This is a genomic window from Streptomyces sp. NPDC034037, from assembly GCF_055575715.1.
Genome location: NZ_JBVISC010000001.1, coordinates 817,489 through 841,420 on the forward strand (window position 1 = coordinate 817,489; position 23,932 = coordinate 841,420).

A 23,932-nucleotide genomic window follows, 5' to 3' on the forward strand; every position below is an offset into this window, starting at 1 on the left:
CGGGAAGTCCCATCAGGGGCGCGGGGCTGTGACACGTGCGGCTCCGCCGCGGGGCGCGAGCAACCAAAAGCCGACCCGCACGGGAAAAGCAGGGCGCCCCCGGGCACGGAACAACCACCCGGGGACACAGTGACCCAGCTCCAGGCGCTACCGCCCGTTGAACGCGTCCTTCAGCCGCGAGAACAACCCCTGCTGCCCCGGCTGGAACTGCCCGGTGGGCCGCTCCTCGCCACGCAGCTGGGAGAGTTCCCGCAGCACCCGCTCCTGCTCGGCGTCGAGCTTCGTCGGCGTGAGGACCTCGACGTGCACGATGAGGTCACCGCGCCCGCCGCCCCGCAGATGCGTGACACCGCGCCCGTGCAGCGGCACCGACTGGCCGGACTGCGTGCCCGGCCGGATGTCGATCTCCTCCACGCCGTCCAGCGTCTCCAGCGGCACCTTCGTGCCGAGGGCCGCCGCGGTCATCGGGATGGTGACCGTGCAGTGCAGGTCGTCGCCGCGCCGCTGGAAGACGGCGTGCGGCAGCTCATGGATCTCGACGTAGAGGTCGCCGGCGGGGCCGCCGCCGGGGCCGACCTCGCCCTCGCCCGCGAGCTGGATCCGCGTGCCGTTGTCGACACCTGCGGGGATCTTGACGGTCAGCGTCCGCCGCGACCGGATGCGGCCGTCCCCGGCGCACTCCGGGCAGGGCGTCGGCACGACGGTCCCGAAGCCCTGGCACTGCGGACACGGGCGCGAGGTCATGACCTGCCCGAGGAAGGACCGCGTGACCTGCGACACCTCGCCGCGACCGCGGCACATGTCACAGGTCTGGGCGGACGTCCCCGGCGCGGCACCCTCGCCGCTGCAGCTCGTGCAGACGACCGCCGTGTCGACCTGGATGTCCTTGGTGGTGCCGAAGGCGGCCTCGTCGAGGTCGATCTCCAGCCGGATCATGGCGTCCTGGCCACGGCGCGTGCGCGAGCGCGGCCCGCGCTGCGACGCCGTCCCGAAGAACGCGTCCATGATGTCGGAGAAGTTGCCGAAGCCACCGGCGCCGAAGCCGCCCGCGCCCCCGCCGCCCGCTTGGGACAGCGGGTCGCCGCCGAGGTCGTAGACCTGCTTCTTCTGCGGGTCCGACAACACCTCGTAGGCGGCGTTGATCTCCTTGAAGCGCTCCTGAGTCTTCGGGTCCGGATTCACATCCGGGTGAAGCTCACGCGCCAGCCTCCGGAAGGCCTTCTTGATCTCGTCCTGGGAAGCGTCGCGGCGCACGCCGAGTACGGCGTAGTAGTCCGTGGCCACTTACGACTCCGCCAGGATCTGTCCGACGTAACGTGCCACTGCGCGTACTGCTCCCATCGTTCCCGGATAGTCCATGCGGGTCGGTCCGACCACGCCTAGTTTCGCGACTGCCTCGCTGCCCGAACCGTAGCCGACCGAGACCACGGAGGTGGAGCTGAGGCCCTCATGGGCGTTCTCATGACCGATCCGTACGGTCATGCCCGAATCCGTGGCCTCGCCGAGCAGCTTGAGGAGCACGACCTGCTCCTCAAGGGCTTCGAGCACCGGCCGGATCGTGAGGGGGAAGTCGTGTCCGAAGCGGGTGAGATTGGCGGTTCCGCCGATCATCAGCCGTTCCTCGGTCTCCTCGACCAGCGTTTCGAGGAGGGTGGAGAGGACCGTGGCGACCGTGCCGCGGTCCTCGGTCTCGAATGCCTCGGGCAGGTCCTGCACCAGCTGCGGCACGTCCGCGAAGCGGCGCCCCGCGACCCGGCTGTTGAGCCGGGCCCGCAGATCGGCCACCGACGTCTCCCCGAAGGGCGCCGGGCAGTCGATCATGCGCTGCTCGACCCGGCCGGTGTCGGTGATCAGTACGAGCATCAGGCGCGCCGGCGCGAGCGAGAGCAGCTCCACGTGACGCACGGTCGAGCGCGTCAGCGAGGGGTACTGCACCACGGCGACCTGCCGGGTCAGCTGCGCGAGCAGCCGCACCGTACGCCCCACGACGTCGTCGAGGTCGACGGCGCCGTCGAGGAAGTTCTGGATGGCGCGGCGCTCGGGGGCGGTCATCGGCTTGACGCCGGCGAGCTTGTCGACGAAGAGCCGGTAGCCCTTGTCGGTCGGGATGCGCCCGGCGCTGGTGTGGGGCTGGGCGATGAACCCTTCCTCCTCCAGCGCCGCCATGTCGTTGCGCACCGTGGCCGGGGAGACGCCGAGACTGTGCCGCTCGGTGAGCGCCTTGGAGCCGACGGGCTCCTCCGTCCCGACATAGTCGTGGACGATGGCGCGCAGCACTTCGAGCCTGCGTTCACTGAGCATCGCGCACACCTCCAGCCGTCATCCGTCGCGGTGTTCCCCGCTCTGGCACTCAACGCGGGTGAGTGCCAGCTTGTCAAAGGCTCAGTGTACGGCCGTGGGGTACGGGCCCGGCAAGGCCGGACCCCACCTTGGTCCGCCGGGGGCCCGCCGGGGGTCCGCCGGGGGTCCGCCGGACGTTCGTCGGGGGTTCGTCGGAGGCTGCCGAGGGGCCGCGCACCGGCTAGCGTCACCGTATGGATGTGGAGCCGGCATGGGAAGCGGCGGGCTGGGAACGGCTCGCACCTGGTGTGGGGCGGTGCCGCCTGCCGGTGTGGGACTGCACGGCGGGGCTCGTCGTCGGTGCCGACGCGGCCCTGATGATCGAGGCGGGGTCGAGCCTGGCCGAGGGCGCGGCGCTGCGGACGCGGGCGAGGGAGCTCCTCGGCGGCGGGCGGCGCGTGACGCATCTCGCGTTGACGCACCCCCATTTCGACCACGTCCTCGGGGCGGCGGCGTTCGCGGGCGTGGAGGTGTACGGCGCGGTCGGCATCGAGACGGTCCTCGCCGAGGGCCGCGAGGAGCTGCGCGCGGACGCGGTGCGGCACGGCGTGGACCCCGAGGCCGCGGCGGAGGCCGCCGACCTCCTGGTCCGTCCGCACCACCTGGTGTGCGGCGAGTGGACGCTGGACCTCGGCGGGCGCCAGGTCCTGCTCGCCAACGTCGGCCCCGGGCACTCGGGGCACGACCTGGCGGTCCTGGTGCCCGCGGCGGACGGCGGGCGGGAGGTCGTCTTCTGCGGCGACCTCGTCGAGGAGTCGGGCCAACCGCAGGCGGGGCCGGACGCGGTGCCGGGGCGGTGGCCGGCGGCGCTGGACCGGCTGCTCGCGCTGGGCGGCGAGGACGCGCGGTACGTGCCGGGGCACGGTGCGGTGGTGGATGCCGCTTTTGTCCGTGCGCAGCGCGCCACACTGGCGGCCCGATTCGGCGTGTCGTAGCGGTCCGTCCGCGCTCTCTTCCTATCGTCGGGAAAATGCGCCCACCCGTCTCCCGCCGCCACCCCGCCGAGGGCCCCACGGGCCCGCAGCGCCGCCTGTACTCTCCCGACCTGACGCCTCCCTGGAAGAAGCCGAAGGCCGTTCCCGAGGTGGCGGCGGACGCCGGCCTCGTGGTGGAGGAGGTGGGCACCGGGTTCTGCGGGGCGGTGATCCGCTGCGAGAAGACGGCGCAGGGGCCGACGGTGACGCTGGAGGACCGCTTCGGCAAGCACCGCGTCTTCCCGATGGAGCCGCGGGGCTTCCTCCTGGAGGGCAGGACGGTCACGCTGGTCCGCCCCGCCTCGGCTGCGGCCGCCGCTCCCGTACGCCCCGCGCGCACCGCGTCCGGCTCGGTGGCCGTGCCCGGGGCGCGGGCCAGGGTCGCCCGCGCCGGGCGCATCTACGTCGAGGGCCGGCACGACGCGGAACTGGTCGAGCGGGTCTGGGGCGACGACCTGCGCGTGGAGGGCGTCGTCGTGGAGTACCTGGAGGGCATCGACGACCTCCCCGCGATCGTCGCCGGTTTCTCCCCCGGCCCCGACGCGCGCCTCGGCGTCCTGGTGGACCACCTCGTCCCCGGGTCCAAGGAGTCCCGCATCGCGGCACGGGTGACCGGCGAGCACGCGCTGGTGGTGGGCCACCCCTACATCGACGTGTGGGAGGCGGTGAGACCGGCCTCGGTGGGCATCGAGGCGTGGCCGCGGGTCCCGCGGGGGCGGGACTGGAAGACGGGCGTGTGCGAGGCGCTGGGGTGGCCGCCGAACACGGGTGCGGCCTGGCAGCGGATCCTGGGCTCGGTGCGCAGCTACAAGGACCTGGAGCCGGCGCTCCTCGGCCGGGTGGAGGAGCTGATCGACTTCGTCACGCTGCCCTGAGGGCGGCTCCGCCGCCGGGACGGCTCCCCTCAGTCGACCAGGTCCCGCACCACCGCGTCCGCCAGGAGCCGGCCCCGGAGCGTGAGGACGGCCCGCCCGTCCGCGTAGGGGCGGGCCTCCAGCAGTCCCTCGGCCAGTGCCTTGCGCGATACCGCCAGACCGGCCTCCCGCAGCAGCGAGAGCGGGCAGCCCTCGCGCAGCCGCAGCTCAAGCAGGATCCGCTCGACCCGCCGGTCCTCGGCGGAGAGCACCTCGCGCCCCGCCCCGGGCGACCTGCCCGCGGCGAGCGCGGCGGCGTACGCCCCCGGGTGCTTCACGTTCCACCACCGCACGCCCCCGGCGTGGCTGTGCGCCCCCGGCCCGGCCCCCCACCAGTCGGCGCCCCGCCAGTACAGCTCGTTGTGCAGGCACCGCCCCGCCTCGGAGGTGGCCCAGTTGGACACCTCGTACCACGCGAAGCCGGCGCCGCTCAGCGCCTCGTCGGCGATCAGGTACCGGTCGGCGTGGACGTCGTCGTCCGTCATCGGCACCTCCCCGCGCCGGATGCGCCGGGCCAGCTGCGTGCCCTCCTCCACGATCAGGGCGTAGGCGCTGATGTGGTCGGGTCCGGCGCCCAGCGCCGCGTCCAGCGTGGCCCGCCAGTCGTCGTCGCTCTCCCCCGGCGTGCCGTAGATCAGGTCGAGGTTGACGTGCTCGAAGCCGGCCGCCCGCGCCTCGGCGACGCACGCCTCGGGCCGCCCGGGCGTATGCGTGCGGTCGAGCACCTTCAGCACGTGCTGCCGCGCGCTCTGCATGCCGAACGAGACCCGGTTGAAGCCGCCCTCCCGCAGCTCCGCCAGGTAGGCCGCGTCGACCGACTCCGGGTTCGCCTCGGTGGTGATCTCCGCGTCGTCCGCGAGCCCGAACTCGTCCCGTACGGCGGCGAGCATCCGTACGAGGTCACGGGCGGCGAGCAGCGTCGGCGTACCGCCGCCGACGAAGACGGTGCGCACCGGGCGGGGGTCGTCGCCGAGGACCTTCCGCGCGAGGCGCACCTCGTCGGTCAGGGTGTCGGCGTAGTTGTCGCGCGAGGCGAGCACACCGCCGGAGCCGCGCAGCTCGGTCGCGGTGTAGGTGTTGAAGTCGCAGTAGCCGCAGCGCGTGGCGCAGTACGGAACGTGCAGGTAGAAGCCGAGAGGGCGGGAGGCCGCGCCGTCCAGGGCGGACGCGGGCAGCGCCCCGTCCTCGGGCATGGGCTCACCATCGGGCAGTGCGGAAGGCATACGTCGATTGTCCCGCACCGCCGGACCACACCCGGCGCCCCTCCGCACCGACCCACCCCACCGCCCGGCCCGCCTGCTCCGTGCACCGGCCCGTCCACCCGGCCTGCTCCGTGCACCAGCCCGTCCGCCTGGTCCGTCCACCGGCTCGTCCGCCTTGATCCATCCGCCCGGCCCATCCACCCGGCTCGTCCACCCGCCTGCTCTGTGCACCGGCCCGTCCACCGGCTCGTCCGCCTTGGTCCGTCCGCCGGCTCGTCCGCCTTGGTCCGTCCGCCGGCTCGTCCGCCTGCTCCCTCCACCCGGCCCGTCCACCCGCCTGCTCCGTGCACCGGCCCATCCACCCGGGCCCATCCGTCCGGCCCGTCCACCGGCTCGTCCGCCTTGATCCATCCGCCCGACCCACCCGCCCGGCCTGCTCCGTGCACCGGCCCTCCACCCGGCCCGTCCGCCCCGCCCATCCACCCGGCCCGGTCTAGTTCGCCCGGAGCACCAGCAGTGCCACGTCGTCGTCCGGGGGCCGCTCCGAGAACTCGTGCACGAGTTGTCGGATCCACTCCGCTACCAGCCCCGCGTCGAGTCCCGCGCAGTCCGCGAGGGCCTGGGCGAGGCCGTCGCCGTCGTCGAGCTGGGAGCGTCCGGAGCGCCGCTCGGTCACCCCGTCGGTGACGCACAGGAGGGTGTCGCCGGTGCGCAGCTCGAAGCTCTCGCTGGTGTACGTCTCGTCGTCGATGACGCCGAGCAGCATCTGCGGGGAGGCCGCCGCCCGCACCTGTCCCGAGGGGGAGAGCAGCAGCGGCAGCGGGTGCCCGGCGCACGCGATGGTGCAGCGCACGCCGCCCTCGTAGGGGACCAGCTCGCCGTAGAGGAGGGAGAGGAAGCGCGAGGTGGGGCCGTCGGGCGACACGCCCTGGCCACCCGCGACGGCGACGACGGCGGCCGCCGCGTCCGCCGCCTCGGTCGCGTCGTCGAGGAGCAGCTGGTTGAGGCGGTCGAGGACCTCGGCGACCTGGTAGCCCTCGCGGGCGAGCAGCCGCAGCCAGGGCCGGGCGAGGCCGATGACGACGGCGGCCTCGGGCCCCTTGCCCTGGACGTCGCCGAGGGCGAAGCACCAGCGCCCCTCGCCCGCCTGGAACACGTCGTAGAAGTCGCCGCCGGGCCCGCCCTTGTCCCGTGGCTCGTACACCAGGCCGCTCTGCACGCCGGGGATCTGCGCGACCTTGCTGGGCAACAGGCCCCGCTGGAGGATCTGGCTGATGTTGGCCTGCCGCTGGTAGCGGCGGGCCGTGCTGACGGCGAGCGCGACGCGCCGGCTGAAGTCCTCGACCAGGCCGGTGACTTCGTCGGGGAAGGGGACGTCCCCGGCCCGTGCGCGGTGCACGGCCGCGGGCGGGGCGAATCCCGCCCGGCCGATCACCAGTGTGCCGAGCGCCCGGCCGCCCGCGATCAGGCGGTACCCGAGCGCCGTGCCGAACGGCTCGCCGCCCAGCGCCTCGCCCGGCCAGCGCACCGGGAACGCGCCCGAGCCGGTCGCCTCGGGCAGCTGGGGCGGGTCCTTCTCCAGGACGCGGCGCAGTTCCTCTATGCGGTGCTCGCTGGTGTGCCAGACGCGGGCGAGCCGCGCGCCCGGCGCCCCGGTGGCCGCGCGGCCCGGGCCCTCCGAGGCGTCCTCCAGCCAGATCGCGCACCAGTCGGCGAGGCGCGGGACGAGCAATTGTCCCGCGAGCGCGGCCACCAGGTCCTCGTCGAACTGCCCGGCCAGCAGGTCGGACGCCTCGGCGAGGAAGCTGAGCGCGCCGCGGCCCACCCACTCCGTGTCGTGCGTGACCCGCTTGGGCAGGGGCGCGAGGATCTCGTCGGTGCGCAGGCCGCCCAGCGCCGCCTGCTCACCGGCGTACGACTCGCTCTCGTGCCCCGCACCGGCCCCCTGGACGGGCAGCCGCGCCCAGACGGTCTTGGTGCCCGTGCGGTAGGTGATGCCCCAGGACTCCGAGAGCGTGGCGACCAGTTGCAGGCCTCGGCCGTACTCGGGGGTGCCGGGCGGCGGCGGTCCCTGCTCGCTGCGCAGCGCGCGGGAGGGGTGGTGGTCGGAGACCTCGATGACGAGGGTCTCGGGGTCCTCGCCGGGCACGGCGCCGTCGAGACGGCACAGCAGTTCGACGGCGGTGCCCGCGTGCACGACGGCGTTCGTCACCAGCTCGCTGACCAGCAGCACCGCGTCGTCGGTGAGGCGTACGGTGATCCCGGCGGCCGCGGGCACCCCCAGCTCGGTCCAGTCGGCGAGCGCCGCGCGCACGAACCGGCGGGCGGCGGCGGGTGCCAGGGGGTTTCCGGGCAGGGAGGTGCGCACCACCGCCGGTGGTCCGGGGCGGGCCTGATTCTCGGCGGAAGCACCGAATTCGGTCTCCCGTTGCATCGGAATGGACCCCACGGTTGCGCTCCTGAGCAGTTCGGGTGATTACGCCTCAGGCGACACCGCCAGGGTGACAGACTGGCCGCGCCCATAAGCACCGAGTTACCGAAGTGGGCCGCCATGAGTGACAACCGTGCTATGCCCGGGCCCGCCTCCGGCCGGATCGCGGCGTCGGCACCCGCTGCCACCTCCCCCGCGCCCGCGACGGCCGAGCCCGCCCTGGAGACCGCCACCGTGACCGCGACCACCGCCGGGGGCTCCGGGGACTTCGGGGCCGCCGACACCGCTGCCCCCGCCGGATACTCAGGGGTCGGCGGTGCCGCCGGTGCCGCCGAACTGCGCCCGCTCCTCGCCGCCCTGCGGGCCGCGCGGGACGGGGCCTTCACCAAGGTCGCCCCCGTCGGCGAGGGCATCACCGCCGAGCTGTACGCGGTCTTCAACGAACTGCTCGACCGCTCGCTCCACTTCGACGCCGAACTGGTCCGCGTACGCCGGGAGATCATCCGGCACGGCCGCCTGGGCGAGCGGTTCGACCCGAGCCCCGGGCAGGGCAGGTGGGCGGGCCGGGTCCAGGAGGTGAACTCCCTGCTCGACGCGCTGGTCGCCCCGGCCGCCAACGCCACCCGGGTGCTGAACGCCGTGGCGGGCGGCGACCTGACCCAGCGCGTCGATCTGCACGACGGCAGCCGGGAGCTGCGGGGCGACCTGCGCGGGCTCGGCCGCGCCGTCAACACGATGGTCGACCAGCTCTCCCTGTTCACCGGCGAGGTGACGCGGGTCGCCCGTGAGGTCGGCACCGAGGGGCGGCTCGGCGGGCGCGCCAAGGTGCGCGGCCTCTCGGGGAGTTGGCGCGATGTCACCGAGGCCGTGAACACGATGGCGGCGCGGCTCACCGCGCAGGTGCGGGACATCGCCCTGGTGACCACGGCGGTGGCGCAGGGCGACCTGACGCGTACGGTGACGGTGGAGGCGACCGGCGAGCTGCTGGAGCTGAAGCTGACCGTGAACACCATGGTCGAGCAGCTGTCCGCCTTCGCCGCCGAGGTGACGCGGGTGGCCCGCGAGGTGGGCACGGAGGGCCAGTTGGGCGGCCGGGCCCAGGTGCGCGGCGTGTCCGGTGTGTGGAAGGACCTGACCGACAACGTCAACTTCATGGCGTCGAACCTCACTTCACAGGTCCGCAACATCGCCCAGGTCACCACCGCCGTCGCCAACGGCGACCTGAGCCAGAAGATCACCGTCGACGCCCGGGGCGAGATCCTGGAGCTGAAGTCGACGGTGAACACGATGGTCGACCAACTCTCCGCCTTCGCGGACGAGGTCACCCGCGTCGCCCGCGAGGTCGGCACCGAGGGCAATCTGGGCGGCCGGGCCCAGGTGCGGGGCGTGTCCGGCGTATGGAAGGACCTCACGGACAACGTCAACTTCATGGCCGACAACCTCACTTCGCAGGTGCGCAACATCGCGCTGGTGTCGACGGCCGTCGCCCAGGGCGACCTCGGCAAGAAGATCACGGTGGAGGCGAAGGGGGAGATCCTGGAGCTGAAGTCGACGATCAACACGATGGTGGACCAGCTCTCCGCCTTCGCGGACGAGGTCACCCGCGTCGCCCGCGAGGTCGGCACCGAGGGCAATCTGGGCGGTCAGGCCCAGGTGCGGGGCGTGTCCGGCGTATGGAAGGACCTCACCGACAACGTCAACTTCATGGCGTCGAACCTCACCTCGCAGGTCCGCAACATCGCCCAGGTCACCACCGCCGTCGCCAACGGCGACCTGTCGAAGATGATCACGGTGTCGGCGCGCGGGGAGATCCTGGAGCTGAAGGACACCGTCAACACCATGGTGGAGCAGCTGCGCGCCTTCGCCGACGAGGTGACGCGGGTGGCCCGCGAGGTCGGCACGGACGGCAGGCTGGGGGGCCGCGCGCAGGTGCTCGGGGTGTCGGGGGTCTGGAAGGACCTCACCGACAACGTCAACTACATGGCGGACAACCTCACCGGCCAGGTCCGCAACATCGCGCAGGTCGCGACCGCCGTGGCGCAGGGCGACCTGTCCAAGAAGATCGACGTGGACGCGCGCGGCGAGATCCTGGAGCTGAAGACCACCATCAACACCATGGTGGACACGCTGTCCTCCTTCTCCTCGGAGGTCACCCGGGTGGCCCGCGAGGTCGGCTCCGAGGGCCAGCTGGGCGGCCAGGCGCGCGTCGAGGGCGTCTACGGCACCTGGAAGCGCCTGACGACGAACGTGAACGAGCTGGCGCTGAACCTCACCACCCAGGTCCGCGCCATCGCCGAGGTCGCCTCCGCCGTCGCCCAGGGCGACATGACCCGGGCCATCACCGTCGAGACGCGCGGCGAGGTCTCCGAGCTGAAGGACAACATCAACCTCATGGTCTCCAACCTCCGGGAGACCACCCGCGCCAAGGACTGGCTGGAGTCCAACCTCGCCCGCCTCGCCGGCCTGATGCAGGGCCACCGCGACCTGATGGAGGTCGCCGACCTGATCCTGCGCGAGCTGACCCCGCTGGTGAACGCCCAGTACGGCGCCTTCTTCCTGGCCGACCCGGACGCCGCCGAGTCCCCGGCGCCCACGCAGGTCACCGCGAAGGGCCTCGCCTTCATCGCGGGGTACGGCGCGGCGCAGGACGCGGTGGTGGACACCGGCGGGATGCCCGCGCAGGGGCTGGTGCGCCAGGCGGCCCAGGAGAAGAAGCGCATCCTGGTCGAGGAGGTGCCGCCGGACTACATCAAGATCCACTCGGGGCTCGGGGACGCCGCCCCCGCCACCGTCGTGATCATCCCGATCCTCTTCGAGGACAAGCTGCTCGGCGTGATCGAGCTGGCGACGTTCTCCCGCTTCTCCGACGTCCACCTGGCCTTCTTCGACCAGTTCGTGAACACCATCGGCGTCGCGATCAACACCATCATCGCCAACTCCCGTACGGAGTCACTGCTCGGCCAGTCGCAGCGCCTGGCCACCCAGCTCCAGGAGCGCTCGGACGAACTCCAGCGCCAGCAGGCGGAGCTGCGCCGCTCGAACGCCGAGCTGGAGGAGAAGGCGGCGCTGCTCGCCACCAGCTCCCAGTACAAGTCGGAGTTCCTCGCGAACATGTCGCACGAGCTGCGCACGCCGCTCAACTCCCTGCTGATCCTGGCCCGGCTGCTCTCCGACAACCCCGACGACCACCTCTCCGACCAGGAGGTGCAGTTCGCGGCGACGATCCACCGCTCGGGCTCGGACCTCCTCCAGCTCATCAACGACATCCTGGACCTGTCGAAGATCGAGGCGGGCCGGATGGACGTACGCCCGAAGAGGCTGCCGCTGATCAAGGTCCTCGACTACGTCCACGCCACGTTCCGCCCGCTCACCCTCGACCGGGGTCTGGCCTTCGAGGTGGTGGTCGACGAGGACGTGCCGCCCGAGATGTTCTCCGACGAGCAGCGCCTCCAGCAGATCCTGCGCAACCTCCTGTCGAACGCGGTCAAGTTCACCGCGGGCGGCCGCGTCGAACTGCGGGTCAGCCGCGTCCGGGACGACCGTGCCGGAGCCGGGGACAGCGCGGGCGAGGGGGCGTCCCACGCCGGCGACGACGTGCTCTGCTTCGCCGTCAGCGACACCGGCATCGGCATCCCGGCCGAGCAGCTGCCGGCGATCTTCGAGGCGTTCCAGCAGGCCGACGGCACCACCAACCGCAAGTACGGCGGCACCGGCCTCGGCCTGTCCATCAGCCGCGAGATCGCGGGCCTGCTCGGCGGCCGCATCACCGCCGAGAGCCGCCCCGGCCAGGGCTCCACCTTCTCGCTGTACGTGCCGGTGGTGCACCCGGGCCACGGCGCGGCCGCCGTCGCCTACGCCGCCGCGTGCGCCCAGCAGCCGCCCGAGCAGCGGGAACCCGCCGCGCCGCGGCCGCACACCGCTCCCGACCCCGAACCCGACGGCTGGCCCACCCCGACCAAGCTGGAGGAGTGGAAGGCGGGGAGCGCGGGGCGCCTGCTGCCGGGCCGCAAGGTGCTCATCGTCGACGACGACATCCGCAACGTCTTCGCGCTGACCCATGTGCTCAGCCGCGTCGGCATGCCCGTCCTGTACGCGGAGAACGGCCGCGAGGGCATCGAGACCCTGGAGCGCAACCCGGACGTCGACCTCGTCCTGATGGACATCATGATGCCGGAGCTCGACGGCTACGAGACCATGGCCGCCATCCGCCGCAGCCCCCGCTGGCAGGGCCTGCCCATCGTCGCCCTCACCGCCAAGGCCATGCCGGGCGACCGCGAGAAGGCCATCTCCCGGGGCGCCACCGAGTACGTGCCCAAGCCCGTGGACGTGGACCAGCTCCTCGGCGTCGTCTGCGCCCTGCTCGACCCCGGGGACGCGGCGCCCGACGGCCGGCCCGCGCCGGCCGACGCGGCGCCCGTCCTGCCGGAGCAGGCCGGCGCCCGAGGAGAGCGAGCCGTGCCGCCGGCCGCCGATTGAGGCCCCTCGGCCGGTGCGCGGCGCCGGCTTTCCGGGTTCCCGGACCGCGAGACGGGCGGGGCCGGCGGCTCAGGCCTCGCCCGCGACGGGCGGGGCCGATCGCTCAGGCCTCGCGCGAACCCGCGTACATCTCGTCGATCAGGTGCTTGTACTCCCGCTCGACGACCGGGCGCTTCAGCTTGAGGCTGGGGGTCAGCTCGCCGTGCTCGACGTCCAGGTCGCGCGGCAGGAGGCGGAACTTCTTGATGGTCTGCCAGCGCTGGAGGCCTTCGTTGAGCTGCCGCACATAGCCCTCGATCAGCTCGACCGTGGCGGGGGCGGCGCAGACCTCGGCGTAGGACTTGCCGCCCAGGCCGTTCTCCTCGGCCCAGCCGAGGATCGCGGGCTCGTCGAGGGAGATGAGCGCCGTGCAGTAGTTCTTGTCGGCGCCGTGCACCAGGATGTTGGAGACGTAGGGGCACACGGCCTTGAACTGGCCCTCGACCTCGGCGGGCGCGATGTACTTGCCGCCGGACGTCTTGATGAGGTCCTTCTTGCGGTCGGTGATCCGCAGGTAGCCGTCGACGGACAGCTCGCCGATGTCGCCCGTGTGGAACCACCCGTCGGACTCCAGCACCTCGGCCGTCTTGTCCGGCAGCCCGTGGTAGCCCTCCATGATGCCGGGGCCGCGCAGCAGGATCTCGCCGTCGTCCGCGATGCGCACCTCGGTGCCGGGCAGCGGCTTGCCGACCGTGCCGGTGCGGTAGGCCTCGCCCGGGTTGACGAAGGAGGCGGCGGAGGTCTCGGTCAGGCCGTACCCCTCCAGGACGTGGATGCCGGCGCCCGCGAAGAAGTACCCGATGTCCGGCGCGAGCGCGGCCGACCCGGAGACCGCGGCGCGCAGCCGTCCGCCGAAGGCCTCGCGCAGCTTGGAGTAGACGAGCGCGTCGGCGGCCCGGTGCTTGGCGCGCAGCCCGAAGGGCACCGAGGCCGTGCCGGTCCTGCGGAAGTTGTCCTGGCTGACCTTCGCGTACTCGCGGGCCACCTCGGCGGCCCACTGGAAGATCTTGTACTTGGCTCCGCCGCCGGCCCGGGCCTTGGCGGCGACGCCGTTGTAGACCTTCTCGAAGATGCGGGGCACGGAGGCCATGTACGTCGGCTGCACCACCGGCAGATTCTCGATGATCTTGTCGACGCGGCCGTCGACGGCGGTGACGTGCCCCAGCTCGATCTGCCCGGAGGTCAGCACCTTGCCGAAGACGTGCGCGAGCGGGAGCCACAGGTACTGCACGTCGTCGGGGCCGAGCAGGCCGGTCGCCGCGATGGCCTTCGCCATGTACGACCAGTTGTCCTGCGGCAGGCGCACGCCCTTGGGGCGGCCCGTGGTGCCGGAGGTGTAGATGATCGTGGCGAGCTGGTCCTTGGAGATCGCCGCGACCCGCTCCTTGACGGCGGCCGGGTTCTTCTCCAGGTGGGCGGCGCCCCGGGCCTCCAGCTCGGCGAGCGTGAGCAGCCAGCCCTCGGGGTCGCCCTCGGCGGGGCCCGCGCCCTCGGCGTCGATCACCACGACGTGGCGCAGCTCGGGCAGCTCGGTCCGCTTCTCGCGCGCCTTGGCCAGCTGTGCGGCGTTCTCCGCGATCAGCACCCGGCTGCCGGAGTCGGCGACGATGAACGCGGACTCCTCGGCGTTGGTCTGCGGGTAGACGGTCGTGGTGGCCGCGCCGGCGCACATGATGCCGAGGTCGGCGAGGATCCACTCGACGCGCGTCGAGGAGGCGAGGGCGACCCGGTCCTCGGGGCTCAGCCCCAGCTCGATCAGGCCCGCGGCGATGGCGTAGACACGCTCGGCGGCCTGCCCCCAGCTGAGCGACTTCCACTCGTCGGGGCCCTCGCCGGAAGGAGCCGGCACGGGGTAGCGGTAGGCCTCGGCGTCCGGCGTGGCCGCCACGCGCTCCAGGAAGAGGTGCGCCACGGAGGGCGGACGGTTCTCGATCAAGGTCTGTGTGTCGCTCACGACATCCTCCGGGCCCACGACGGTGCGGCGAACTGGCTGGCGGCGGCTTCTGCTTCTTACGGCTGCTTCGTGTGTCTTCGTATGTCTTCGTCGTACGCGTGCTTCGTACGTCCACGGCGTACGCCTGCTTCGTACGACTACTTGCCCTGTCGGCTACTTGTTTAACTAGCGAGTAACCTACGAGTGGAGATCAGAGTAGAGCGCCGACGCCCGGTGCGTAAGGGGCATCTGCCGGTCACTTCCCGCGGACACCGCCTTCCCCGGACATGCCGCGGGCCCGGCGCGGTGGAGCGCCGGGCCCGTGGGGGCAGCGGCCGGGCCGGGGCCGGGCCGCTGGACCGGTTACTTCTTCGCCTTGCCCGGTCCGCTGTCGTCGCTGGAGAGCACCGCGATGAAGGCCTCCTGGGGCACTTCCACGGAGCCGACCATCTTCATCCGCTTCTTGCCTTCCTTCTGCTTCTCCAGGAGCTTGCGCTTACGGGAGATGTCACCGCCGTAGCACTTGGCGAGGACGTCCTTGCGGATGGCGCGGATGGTCTCGCGGGCGATGACCCGGGAGCCGATGGCCGCCTGCACGGGCACCTCGAAGGCCTGGCGCGGGATCAGCTCGCGCAGCTTGGCGACGAGCCGCACGCCGTACGCGTACGCCTGGTCCTTGTGCGTGACCGCCGAGAAGGCGTCGACCTTGTCGCCGTGCAGCAGGATGTCGACCTTGACGAGCTGCGCGGACTGCTCGCCCGTGGGCTCGTAGTCCAGCGAGGCGTACCCGCGCGTCTTTGACTTCAGCTGGTCGAAGAAGTCGAAGACGATCTCCGCGAGCGGCAGCGTGTAGCGGATCTCGACGCGGTCCTCGGAGAGGTAGTCCATGCCGAGCAGGACGCCGCGCCGGTTCTGGCACAGCTCCATGATCGAGCCGATGAACTCGCTGGGCGCGAGGATCGTGGCGCGCACGACCGGCTCGAAGACCTGGTCGATCTTGCCCTCGGGGAATTCACTCGGGTTGGTGACGACGTGCTCGGTGCCGTCCTCCATGATCACGCGATAGACCACGTTGGGCGCGGTGGCGATCAGGTCGAGGCCGAACTCGCGCTCCAGGCGCTCGCGGATCACATCGAGGTGCAGCAGCCCGAGGAAGCCGACGCGGAAGCCGAAGCCGAGCGCAGCCGAGGTCTCCGGCTCGTACACCAGCGCGGCGTCGTTGAGCTGGAGCTTGTCCAGGGCCTCGCGCAGGTCCGGGTACTCCGAGCCGTCCAGCGGATACAGGCCCGAGAACACCATCGGCTTCGGGTCCTTGTAGCCGCCGAGGGCCTCGGTCGCGCCCTTGTGCAGGGAGGTGATCGTGTCGCCGACCTTGGACTGGCGGACGTCCTTCACGCCGGTGATGATGTAGCCCACCTCGCCGACGCCGATGCCGTCGGCGGAGGTCATCTCGGGGGACGACACACCGATCTCCAGCAGCTCGTGCGTGGCCCCGGTGGACATCATCCGGATCCGCTCGCGCTTGTTGAGCTGGCCGTCGACGACTCGTACGTACGTCACGACGCCGCGGTAGGAGTCGTAGACCGAGTCGAAGATCATCGCGCGGGCGGGGGCGTCGGCGACGCCGACCGGCGGCGGGATCTCGGCGACGACCTTGTCCAGCAGCGCCTCGACGCCCATGCCGGTCTTCGCGGAGACCTTCAGCACGTCGGCGGGGTCGCAGCCGATGAGGTTGGCCAGCTCCTCGGAGAACTTCTCCGGCTGGGCGGCCGGCAGGTCGATCTTGTTGAGCACCGGGATGATCTTGAGGTCGTTCTCCATCGCCAGGTAGAGGTTGGCGAGAGTCTGCGCCTCGATGCCCTGGGCCGCGTCGACCAGGAGGATCGTGCCCTCACAGGCCGCGAGCGAACGCGAGACTTCGTAGGTGAAGTCGACGTGGCCCGGGGTGTCGATCATGTTGAGGATGTGCGTACTGCCCTGGTCGGGGCCCTCGTTCGGGGCCCAGGGCAGACGCACCGCCTGGGACTTGATCGTGATGCCGCGCTCGCGCTCGATGTCCATGCGGTCGAGGTACTGAGCACGCATCTGCCGCTGCTCCACCACCCCGGTGAGCTGGAGCATGCGGTCGGCGAGCGTGGACTTGCCGTGGTCGATGTGCGCGATGATGCAGAAATTGCGGATCAGAGCCGGGTCGGTACGGCTCGGCTCGGGCACATTGTTAGGGGTCGCGGGCACGCAGGGTCCTGTCTCTTGAGGCGCCTGTAGCCTCGGGTCGGATCTATACGTAGCTTCCATGGTCCCACGGGTGGGGCACTGCGCTCGGTTTGGGCCGGTCCGAGAGCGGCTGGTACCGTGGGCAGCTGTGTCTCGTAGCCCTCTCAAGCGTCGAGGCGCGTGTCATCACACCCATCTGCAGTACCTCTGCAGTACCTGAACCTGAGAAGGCTCTTTCGTGGCGAACATCAAGTCCCAGATCAAGCGGATCAAGACCAACGAGAAGGCGCGTCAGCGCAACAAGGCGGTCAAGTCTTCCCTGAAGACCGCGATCCGCAAGGCCCGCGAGGCCGTTGCCGCCGGTGACACCCAGAAGGCCGCCGAGCTCACGCGTGAGGCCACGCGCCAGCTCGACAAGGCCGTCTCCAAGGGCGTCATCCACAAGAACCAGGCCGCCAACAAGAAGTCGGCGCTTGCGACGAAGGCCGCGTCCCTCAAGGGCTGAACCCTTCTCCCCGGCCGGTGCGCCGGGGTCTGATCAATCCTTCCGCGAGGGTAATTCGAGCCCTCTACCTCGAATCGCGGTCAGACCACGCAGTACGCCACGCTGCGCCAATGCCCCCGGCCCACTCCGGGGGCATTGCTGTATCCGGGGGCGGGTTGTGTCCGGGGGCGCTGCTGTGCCCGGGGCGGGCTGCTGTGCCCGGGGCGGGCTGTGAGGGGTGTACCCCCTAGGGCGCGGCGCTGTGCTGCGGGCTGGGGTGAGGGGCCGGGGGGATTTTGCGGCCGGCCACGGCGTACCCCCTAAGGGGCGCGGGGAACTGCGCAACCAGCCACGACGTGCCCGTCACGAGCGCGACGGGCTCCGGGCCCAGCTCCGTCAGGGGCGCGGCAATGACGGCCCGAGCTGCCCGTAAGGGGCGCGGGGAACCGCGCGACCAGCCCGGGGGCGACCCGCAGGGGACGCCGATCGGCCGGCCCGGCGGGGGCGAACGCTAACGGCGCCCTGACCGCGCCGCCCGCGCAATCGCGACGACGGCCTTCTCCAAGGCGTACTCCGGATCGTCCCCGCCCCCCTTGACCCCCGCATCGGCCGCCGCGACGGCGATAAGCGCCTCGGCCACCCCGTCCGGCGTCCAGCCACGCATCTGCTGACGCACCCGGTCGATCTTCCAGGGCGGCATCCCCAGCTCGCGGGCGAGATCCGCGGGACGGCCACCCCGCGCGGAGGAGAGCTTGCCGATGGCACGAACCCCCTGCGCGAGCGCGCTGGTGATCATGACGGGGGCGACACCGGTCGACAAGGACCAGCGCAACGCTTCGAGCGCCTCGGCCGCCCGTCCCTCCACGGCCCGGTCGGCGACGGTGAAGCTGGAGGCCTCGGCCCGGCCCGTGTAGTACCGCCCGACGACCTCCTCGTCGATCGTGCCCTCGACGTCCGCCGCCAGCTGCGACACCGCCGAGGCCAGCTCCCGCAGATCGCTGCCGATCGAGTCGACCAGGGCCTGGCACGCCTCCGGGCTCGCCGAACGGCCGATGGTGCGGAACTCGCCCCGCACGAACGACAGCCGGTCCGCCGGCTTCGTCATCTTCGGGCAGGCGACCTCGCGCGCGCCGGCCTTGCGGGCCGCGTCGAGCAGGGCCTTGCCCTTGGCGCCGCCGGCGTGCAGCAGGACGAGGGTGATCTCCTCCGCCGGCGCCCCGAGGTACGCCTTCACGTCCTTGATCGTGTCCGCCGACAGGTCCTGCGCGTTCCGCACCACCACGACCTTGCGCTCGGCGAAGAGCGAGGGGCTGGTCAGCTCGGCGAGCGTGCCGGGCTGGAGCTGATCGGAGGTGAGGTCGCGCACGTCCGTGTCCGCGTCGGCGGCGCGGGCGGCTGCCACCACCTGCTGCACGGCGCGGTCGAGGAGCAGGTCCTCCTGCCCCACGGCGAGCGTGAGGGGAGCGAGCGGATCGTCGTGAACTGTCTTCCTGGCCATCGCGCCCAAGCATCCCACGCCCCACCGACAGCTGACCCCGGACACCGCGCCCCACCGACAGCCCACCCCGAGCACCGGCCCCACCGACAGCCGACCCCGAGCACCGCACCGCCCCCCACCGTGCCGTTCCCGGACGGGCGGCCCGGGGTCGGTGGTCGCCGGACGGGCGGTCCGGGGCGGGCGGTCGTCGGACGGGCGGCCCCGTGTCGGAGAATGGGCCGGTGACCGACGTACGACATGTCCTGGTGCTGCCCGACCGCGATGCCGCGGAGGACGTCGCCGAAGAGCTGCCCGACCGTTTCGGCGTCGCCGAGGAACCCCAGCTCGTCCGGGACGCGCTGGCCGGCGAGGACGACGCCGAGGACGCCCAGTGGCTGGTCGTGGTCGAGGACCCCGACGCCCGCCTCGACCCCGCGGCCCTCGACGCCCTGGCCGCCGAGCACGAGGGCTGGCTGGAGGTTCCCTAGGGGCCCCGGCGCCGGGAGGTCAGCCGCTCTTGGGGATGACCTGGATGTCGAGGTCGATGGTGATGCTGTGCCCGACGGCCGCGATGCCGCGCGCCAGCATCGTCTGCCAGGTGATCGTGAAGTCGTCGCGGTGCAGCTCGGTGGTGGCGCGGCAGGCCACCCGGGTCTCGCCCTCCAGCCCCTGCCCGACCCCGAGGTACTCGGTGTCCAGGGTGACGGTGCGGGTCACGCCGTGCAGCGTGAGGCCGCCCGAGACGGCCCAGCGGCTGCCGCCCTTGTGCACGAAGCGGTCGCTGTAGAACTCCATCGTCGGAAAGCGCCCCACGTCGAGGAAGTCGCCGGAACGCAGGTGGTCGTCGCGCATCCCCACCCCGGTGTCGATGGAGGCCGCGTCGATGACGACGTGCATCGCGGAGTCCTCCATCCGCTCGCCCATCCGTATCGCGCCCGCGAAAGTGTTGAACCGCCCGTGGATGCGGGCCAGCCCGATGTGCCGCGCGGAGAACGCGACCGAGGAGTGCAGGGGGTCGATCTCCCATTCCCCGGGTTCGGGGAGCGCGGGCGGCGGGGCCACCTGGAGCATGACGTCACCGAGCGAGGCGTGCGTGTCCTGGCCGACCGTGGCGCCTCCCCGGTACGGGGTGAACCCTTCCGCCGAGACCACAAGGCGGTACTCCCCCGCCGGGACGGTCGTCACGAACGACCCGTAGGGGTCCGTCCCGCCACCGACCACCTTGCGGCCCATGGCGTCCGACACGGCGAACTCCGCGTTGCGCACGGGTTCGTTGACGGGATCGAGCACCCGGCAGCTGAGCACCCCCGCGTTCGGCGGAACCGTGAACGCCGACATGAGTCCCGTCCGCCCCACCCGATTCGTACGGTTTCCCACCCAACGGCCGAACACGTGCGACACACCCCCGCGATCCTTGACAACACCTGCAAACTGCGACGAATAGGCATTCGATCACCGTTGTGGCTTTCGATGCAACACGGCCCTACATCACGGCAATGCTGCCGATGCGCTGGAACTGTCGCGACTGGCCCGAAATGGCCTCCGTGGGGGGTAAGAGTGAGAGTGGGTCCCGGGCGGACGGCGCGCTACGGCGGTCGGGTGGCGGCTTCGAGGCGCGGGGCCGACCTCGGGCCGGCGCTCACCACCGCGACCGCCCCGTCCACATCCGTGCGCAGCACCCGCGTCCCCTCGGCCCGCAGCGCCGCGACGGTGACGGGCGCGGGATGGCCGTACGAGTTGTCCGCCCCGCAGGAGATCAACGCCAGCCTGGGCGCCACCCTGCGCAGCAGCTCCGGGTCCTGGTGGGCCGAGCCGTGATGCGCCACCTTGAGCACGTCCACGGACGTCAGCGCCGCCCCGGCCGGGGTGCGCAACAGCGCGCGCTGCGCGGGCGGTTCGAGATCGCCGAGGAGCAGCAGCGTCAGTCCCGCGGTCCGCACGAGCAGCGTGACGCTCGCGTCGTTCGGCCCTTCGGGTGCCGTCACCGGCCCGGCCGGGGGCCAGAGCACCTGCCAGTCCAGTGGCCCCGCCCGGCGCCGCTCCCCCGCGACCGCCCGCGTCACCGGAACGCGCGCGGCGGCCGCCTGCTCCCGCACGAACTGAGCCTGCTCCGGCGGCTCCTGGAACCCCGTCGTCTGGATCACGCCCACCTCACGCCCCCGCAGCACTCCCGGCAGGCCCGCGACGTGGTCGGCGTGGAAGTGCGTGAGGAGCACCAGGGGCACCCGGGTGATCCCGAGCGAGCGCAGGCAGCGGTCGACCGCCACCGGGTCCGGGCCCGCGTCGACGACCACCCCGGCGCCGTCCCCCGCCGCCAGCACCGCGGCGTCGCCCTGCCCCACGTCGCACATCACCATGCGCCATCGCGGCGGCGGCCACCCCGCGATCACCCGTGTGAGGGGCGGCGGCTGAATGACCGTCAGCAGGAGCAGCAGCGCGCAGGCCGCGGCGAGCCACGGATGCCGGGCCAGGCGGCGGCCCACCAGGACGAGCCCCGCCGTGGCGAGCGCGAGCAGCAGTCCGCCACGCCATCCGCCCGGCCAGTCGACCCCGCTGCCCGGCTGCGCCGCGCCGGTGCGGGCGATCTCCGCGATCCACTCGACCGGCCAACTCGCGCACCACGCCAGCGCCTCGGCGACCGGCATCGCCACCGGCGCCAGGGCCAGCGCCGCGAACCCGAGCACCGTGGCGGGCGCGACGGCGAACTCCGCGAGCAGATTGCACGGCACCGCGACCACGCTCACGCGGGCGGCGATGACCGCGACGACCGGCGCGCACACCGCCTGCGCGGCCGCCGCCGCGGCCAGCGCGTCGGCGCACCGCGGCGGCATCCCCCGCCCTCGCAGCGCCGCGCTCCAGCGGGGTGCCAGGGTGAGCAGGGCGCCGGTGGCGAGCACGGAGAGCAGGAAGCCGTGGCTACGGGCCAGCCATGGGTCGTACAGGACCAGCAGCAGGACGGCGGCGGCGAGCGCCGGGATGAGCGATCTGCGCCGTCCGGTGGCGATGGCGAGGAGCGCGATGAGCCCACAGGCCGCGGCCCGCAGCACGCTCGGATCCGGTCGGCAGACGATGACGAAGCCCAGGGTGAGCAGCCCGCCCAGCAGCGCCGTCGTGCGCAGCGGAAGCCCCAGCTTCGGGGCGAGCCCCCGCCGTTCGACCCGCTGGGCGCTGCCCGGCGGCCCGATGAGCAGGACCAGGATCACAGTGAGGTTTCCCCCGCTGACGGCGAGCAAATGCGTCAGGTCAGTCGCCCGGAACGCCTCTTCCAGTTCGGCCGGTACCCGGGAGGTGTCCCCGACCACCAGCCCGGGGAGCAGCGCTCGGGCGTCGGCCGGCAGCCCGTCCGTGGCCTCCCGCAGTCCGCCCCGCAGCTCCCCGGCGAGCCGCTGCGCCCCGGACGGGCCCTCCACCACCTGGGGCGCCCACCCGCCGGTCACCCGCAGCACGGCCGCGACCTTGTCCCCCTGTGCCAACGGCGGCGCCAGCCGCGCCCGTACCCGCAGCCGGGTGGAGGGCAGCAGGGCCAGCCAGGCGTCACCGGGGCGGGACGCGGCAGGACCCTGTCGAGCCCCTTCCCCGTGCGGCGGGCCTTGGCCCCGGCTGCGGGGCGGGTCCGGTGCGCTCGCGGCGCCCGTGTTCTCGCCCCGCACGACGACCAGCACCGGAGTGCGCGTCACGGTCTCCGTGCCGTCCGCCTGCCTGACGCGGACGACGTCGGCGTGGAGCACCACCGAGGGCGGCATCGCGTGCGCGCTCGCCACCCGGGGTCTGGTCCGCCGGGGGTCCGACGTCACCACCACCTCCGCCTCCACCTGCGCGTATTCCTCGGCGAGGGCGGGGACGGGGCCTCGGTGGAGGTCCGCCCCGTGCAACGCCGCCGAGGCCGCGGAGGCGGCGGCGCACAGCAAGGTCGCCGCCAGGGAGAACCGCCCCCACGGGGACCCGCGGCCACGCCGCTGCCACCGGCCTCGGCGCCACCCCCGAGCCGTCCACGCCGCCAGCACCGCGCCGGCGACCGCCACGCAGACCGCCACCGTGGTGACCGCCCACCGCGGCGGGGCGTCCAGCATCAGAGCCGCCGCCGCCCACGCCGCCAGGGCGGGCGGCACCAGGCGGAGGTCCACCGGCCCCTCCTGCCGGGGGTGTGCGGCACCGAGACGGTGTCCCGAGGAGACGTGGACCTCCGCACGTGTCGCCCTGGACCGGGACCCCGGCGTCATGGCCGCACGAGATCCTGGAGATCGGCGAACCGCCGGTCCCCGATGCCGTTGACCTCACGCAGCTCTTCCACGGTGCGGAAACCGCCGTGTTCGGTGCGGTAGTCGATGATGTGCTGGGCCAGCACCGGGCCCACGCCGGGGAGTTCGTCCAGCTGCTCCGCGGTCGCCGTGTTCAGTCCGACCGGGCCCGTGGCGGCCGGCCCCGCGGCCCCCGCCGACCCCGCGGCCGCCGAACCCGCGCCCGCGGCCGTGCCGGTGCCGCCGCCCCCGGCGGGCGGTCGCGGCGCTCCGACCACCACCTGCTCGCCGTCCGTCAGGAACCGCGCGCGGTTCAGCCCCGCCAGGTCGGTGCCCGGGCGGGCCCCGCCCGCCGCCCGCAGCGCGTCCGCCACCCGGGAGCCCGCGGGGAGCCGGCGGACACCGGGGTGGCGGACCTTCCCGCTGACGTCCACGACAATCCCGCCGCCGCCCTGCCCGGCCGCCGCTCCCACCGCACCGCCCGTGTCGGCCGCCGCCCGCCCCGCCGGCGCCGGAGGTCCGGCCGAGGGAGCCGGTCGCGCGCCTCGATCGGCGGCTGCGCCCGCCGCGCGCACCACCTCCGGTGCTCGCACCGGTCGCGCCCGCCCTGTCCAGAAGTGCTGTGCCGCGAGGACGGCGGCGACGACCAGGACCACGGCGAGCGCGATGACGCCGCGCCGCTCCATGCCGCACCGCGACTGGAGCCACACCGGCAGCCGCTCCCGTACCGCGAGCCCCATCCGCTCCCGTCGCGAGGGCCCCGCCTGCGGATCCTCCAGCCCCGAAGCGGACTCCGCCTCCAGCAGCCCGCCGGGCCCCGCCTCCGGGGCAACCGGCCTCGCGCCCGCCGCGACGGGCTCGCCATGCGCCCGGCCCTCTCCCCCGTCCCCCGCGCGCCGCGCCCACGCCGGCACAGCGCCGGCCGAACGCGTCACGTCCAGCGGCTTCGCGCCCAACCCGGGTGCGGCAGGCGGTGGTTGCGGCTCGGCGAAGAGGCTCTCCGCCCGCAGCCGCACCGCCTCCGCCGAGGCCTGTCCGCGCCGGACCCGGCCCGGACCGCGGCCCCGGACGTGAGGGTGCTGTGCGCTGGCCCGGCGGTGGCGCGTACGGGCCTGGCGGTGCTGTGCGCGGCCGTCGGAGGCGCGGTCCCGGCCGGGACCACTCGTCACGGAAGCCGCACGGGAGGATGCTCGAAGTGAAGTCATGCCGA

15 protein-coding genes are annotated in these 23,932 nt (G+C 73.0%); 5 read left to right on the plus strand and 10 right to left on the minus strand.

The features are described from left to right. Nucleotides 1–147 precede the first annotated feature (147 nt). Both dnaJ and hrcA read right to left on the minus strand, forming a co-directional pair. Entirely contained in the window at nt 148–1,284 is a 1,137-nt protein-coding gene (dnaJ, locus tag ACZ516_RS03740; protein WP_358585996.1) for a molecular chaperone DnaJ, read from the minus strand. Then, entirely contained in the window at nt 1,285–2,301 is a 1,017-nt protein-coding gene (hrcA, locus tag ACZ516_RS03745; RefSeq protein WP_358585998.1) for a heat-inducible transcriptional repressor HrcA, read from the minus strand. Nucleotides 2,302–2,534: 233 nt separating this feature from the next. On the opposite strand from hrcA, the gene ACZ516_RS03750 reads away from it, so the two are divergent. Both ACZ516_RS03750 and ACZ516_RS03755 read left to right on the plus strand, forming a co-directional pair. Further along, nucleotides 2,535–3,275, plus strand: coding sequence for an MBL fold metallo-hydrolase (locus ACZ516_RS03750; protein ID WP_467464718.1), 741 nt, complete (start codon nt 2,535–2,537; stop codon nt 3,273–3,275). 35 nt (nt 3,276–3,310) lie between these two features. Continuing rightward, the gene (locus ACZ516_RS03755; protein ID WP_469008302.1) at nt 3,311–4,189 is read left to right on the plus strand and encodes a DUF3097 domain-containing protein; all 879 of its coding nucleotides are present in this window, start codon (nt 3,311–3,313) and stop codon (nt 4,187–4,189) included. Nucleotides 4,190–4,218: 29 nt separating this feature from the next. Here the strand turns inward: ACZ516_RS03755 and hemW are convergent, their stop codons facing one another. Together hemW and ACZ516_RS03765 are read right to left on the minus strand one after the other, a co-directional pair. Then, complete coding sequence (gene hemW, locus ACZ516_RS03760) at nt 4,219–5,451, minus strand: radical SAM family heme chaperone HemW (protein WP_469008303.1); 1,233 nt, start codon at nt 5,449–5,451, stop codon at nt 4,219–4,221. 472 nt (nt 5,452–5,923) lie between these two features. Continuing rightward, the gene (locus ACZ516_RS03765) at nt 5,924–7,879 is read right to left on the minus strand and encodes a SpoIIE family protein phosphatase (protein ID WP_469008304.1); all 1,956 of its coding nucleotides are present in this window, start codon (nt 7,877–7,879) and stop codon (nt 5,924–5,926) included. A gap of 339 nt (nt 7,880–8,218) precedes the next feature. Here ACZ516_RS03765 and ACZ516_RS03770 point away from each other — a divergent pair, with 339 nt between their 5' ends. After that, nucleotides 8,219–12,337 (plus strand): HAMP domain-containing protein, encoded by a 4,119-nt coding sequence (locus ACZ516_RS03770; protein WP_469008715.1) that lies wholly within the window; start codon nt 8,219–8,221, stop codon nt 12,335–12,337. Nucleotides 12,338–12,440: 103 nt separating this feature from the next. Here ACZ516_RS03770 and ACZ516_RS03775 read toward each other — a convergent pair whose 3' ends face one another. Together ACZ516_RS03775 and lepA are read right to left on the minus strand one after the other, a co-directional pair. After that, the gene (locus tag ACZ516_RS03775) at nt 12,441–14,330 is read right to left on the minus strand and encodes an AMP-dependent synthetase/ligase (RefSeq protein ID WP_358590135.1); all 1,890 of its coding nucleotides are present in this window, start codon (nt 14,328–14,330) and stop codon (nt 12,441–12,443) included. Between the two features lie 342 nt (nt 14,331–14,672). Continuing rightward, nucleotides 14,673–16,544 carry a translation elongation factor 4 gene (gene lepA / locus ACZ516_RS03780; protein ID WP_358699157.1) on the minus strand — a complete coding sequence of 624 codons (1,872 nt, stop codon included), beginning with the start codon at nt 16,542–16,544 and terminating at the stop codon, nt 14,673–14,675. A 217-nt stretch (nt 16,545–16,761) separates the two neighbouring features. Here lepA and rpsT point away from each other — a divergent pair, with 217 nt between their 5' ends. Further along, nucleotides 16,762–17,028 (plus strand): 30S ribosomal protein S20, encoded by a 267-nt coding sequence (gene rpsT, locus ACZ516_RS03785; protein ID WP_055564969.1) that lies wholly within the window; start codon nt 16,762–16,764, stop codon nt 17,026–17,028. 490 nt (nt 17,029–17,518) lie between these two features. Here the strand turns inward: rpsT and holA are convergent, their stop codons facing one another. Next, nucleotides 17,519–18,505: a DNA polymerase III subunit delta gene (gene holA / locus ACZ516_RS03790; protein WP_358590140.1), complete on the minus strand. Its 987-nt coding sequence runs from the start codon at nt 18,503–18,505 to the stop codon at nt 17,519–17,521. 221 nt (nt 18,506–18,726) lie between these two features. Between holA and ACZ516_RS03795 the strand changes: the two genes are divergently transcribed. Further along, nucleotides 18,727–18,972, plus strand: a complete 246-nt coding sequence (locus ACZ516_RS03795) for a hypothetical protein (RefSeq protein ID WP_358590142.1) — start codon at nt 18,727–18,729, stop codon at nt 18,970–18,972. Nucleotides 18,973–18,991: 19 nt separating this feature from the next. On the opposite strand, the gene ACZ516_RS03800 is transcribed toward ACZ516_RS03795, so the two are convergent. The 3 genes from ACZ516_RS03800 to ACZ516_RS03810 form a co-directional block, all read right to left on the minus strand. Beyond that, nucleotides 18,992–19,876 carry a YceI family protein gene (locus tag ACZ516_RS03800; RefSeq protein WP_469008717.1) on the minus strand — a complete coding sequence of 295 codons (885 nt, stop codon included), beginning with the start codon at nt 19,874–19,876 and terminating at the stop codon, nt 18,992–18,994. Nucleotides 19,877–20,070: 194 nt separating this feature from the next. Then, the gene (locus tag ACZ516_RS03805; protein ID WP_469008306.1) at nt 20,071–22,704 is read right to left on the minus strand and encodes a ComEC/Rec2 family competence protein; all 2,634 of its coding nucleotides are present in this window, start codon (nt 22,702–22,704) and stop codon (nt 20,071–20,073) included. After that, a complete protein-coding gene (locus ACZ516_RS03810) occupies nt 22,701–23,927 on the minus strand; it encodes a ComEA family DNA-binding protein (RefSeq protein WP_469008307.1) in 1,227 nt (408 codons plus the stop codon). The genes ACZ516_RS03805 and ACZ516_RS03810 overlap by 4 nt, the downstream gene beginning before the upstream one ends. Nucleotides 23,928–23,932 lie beyond the last annotated feature (5 nt).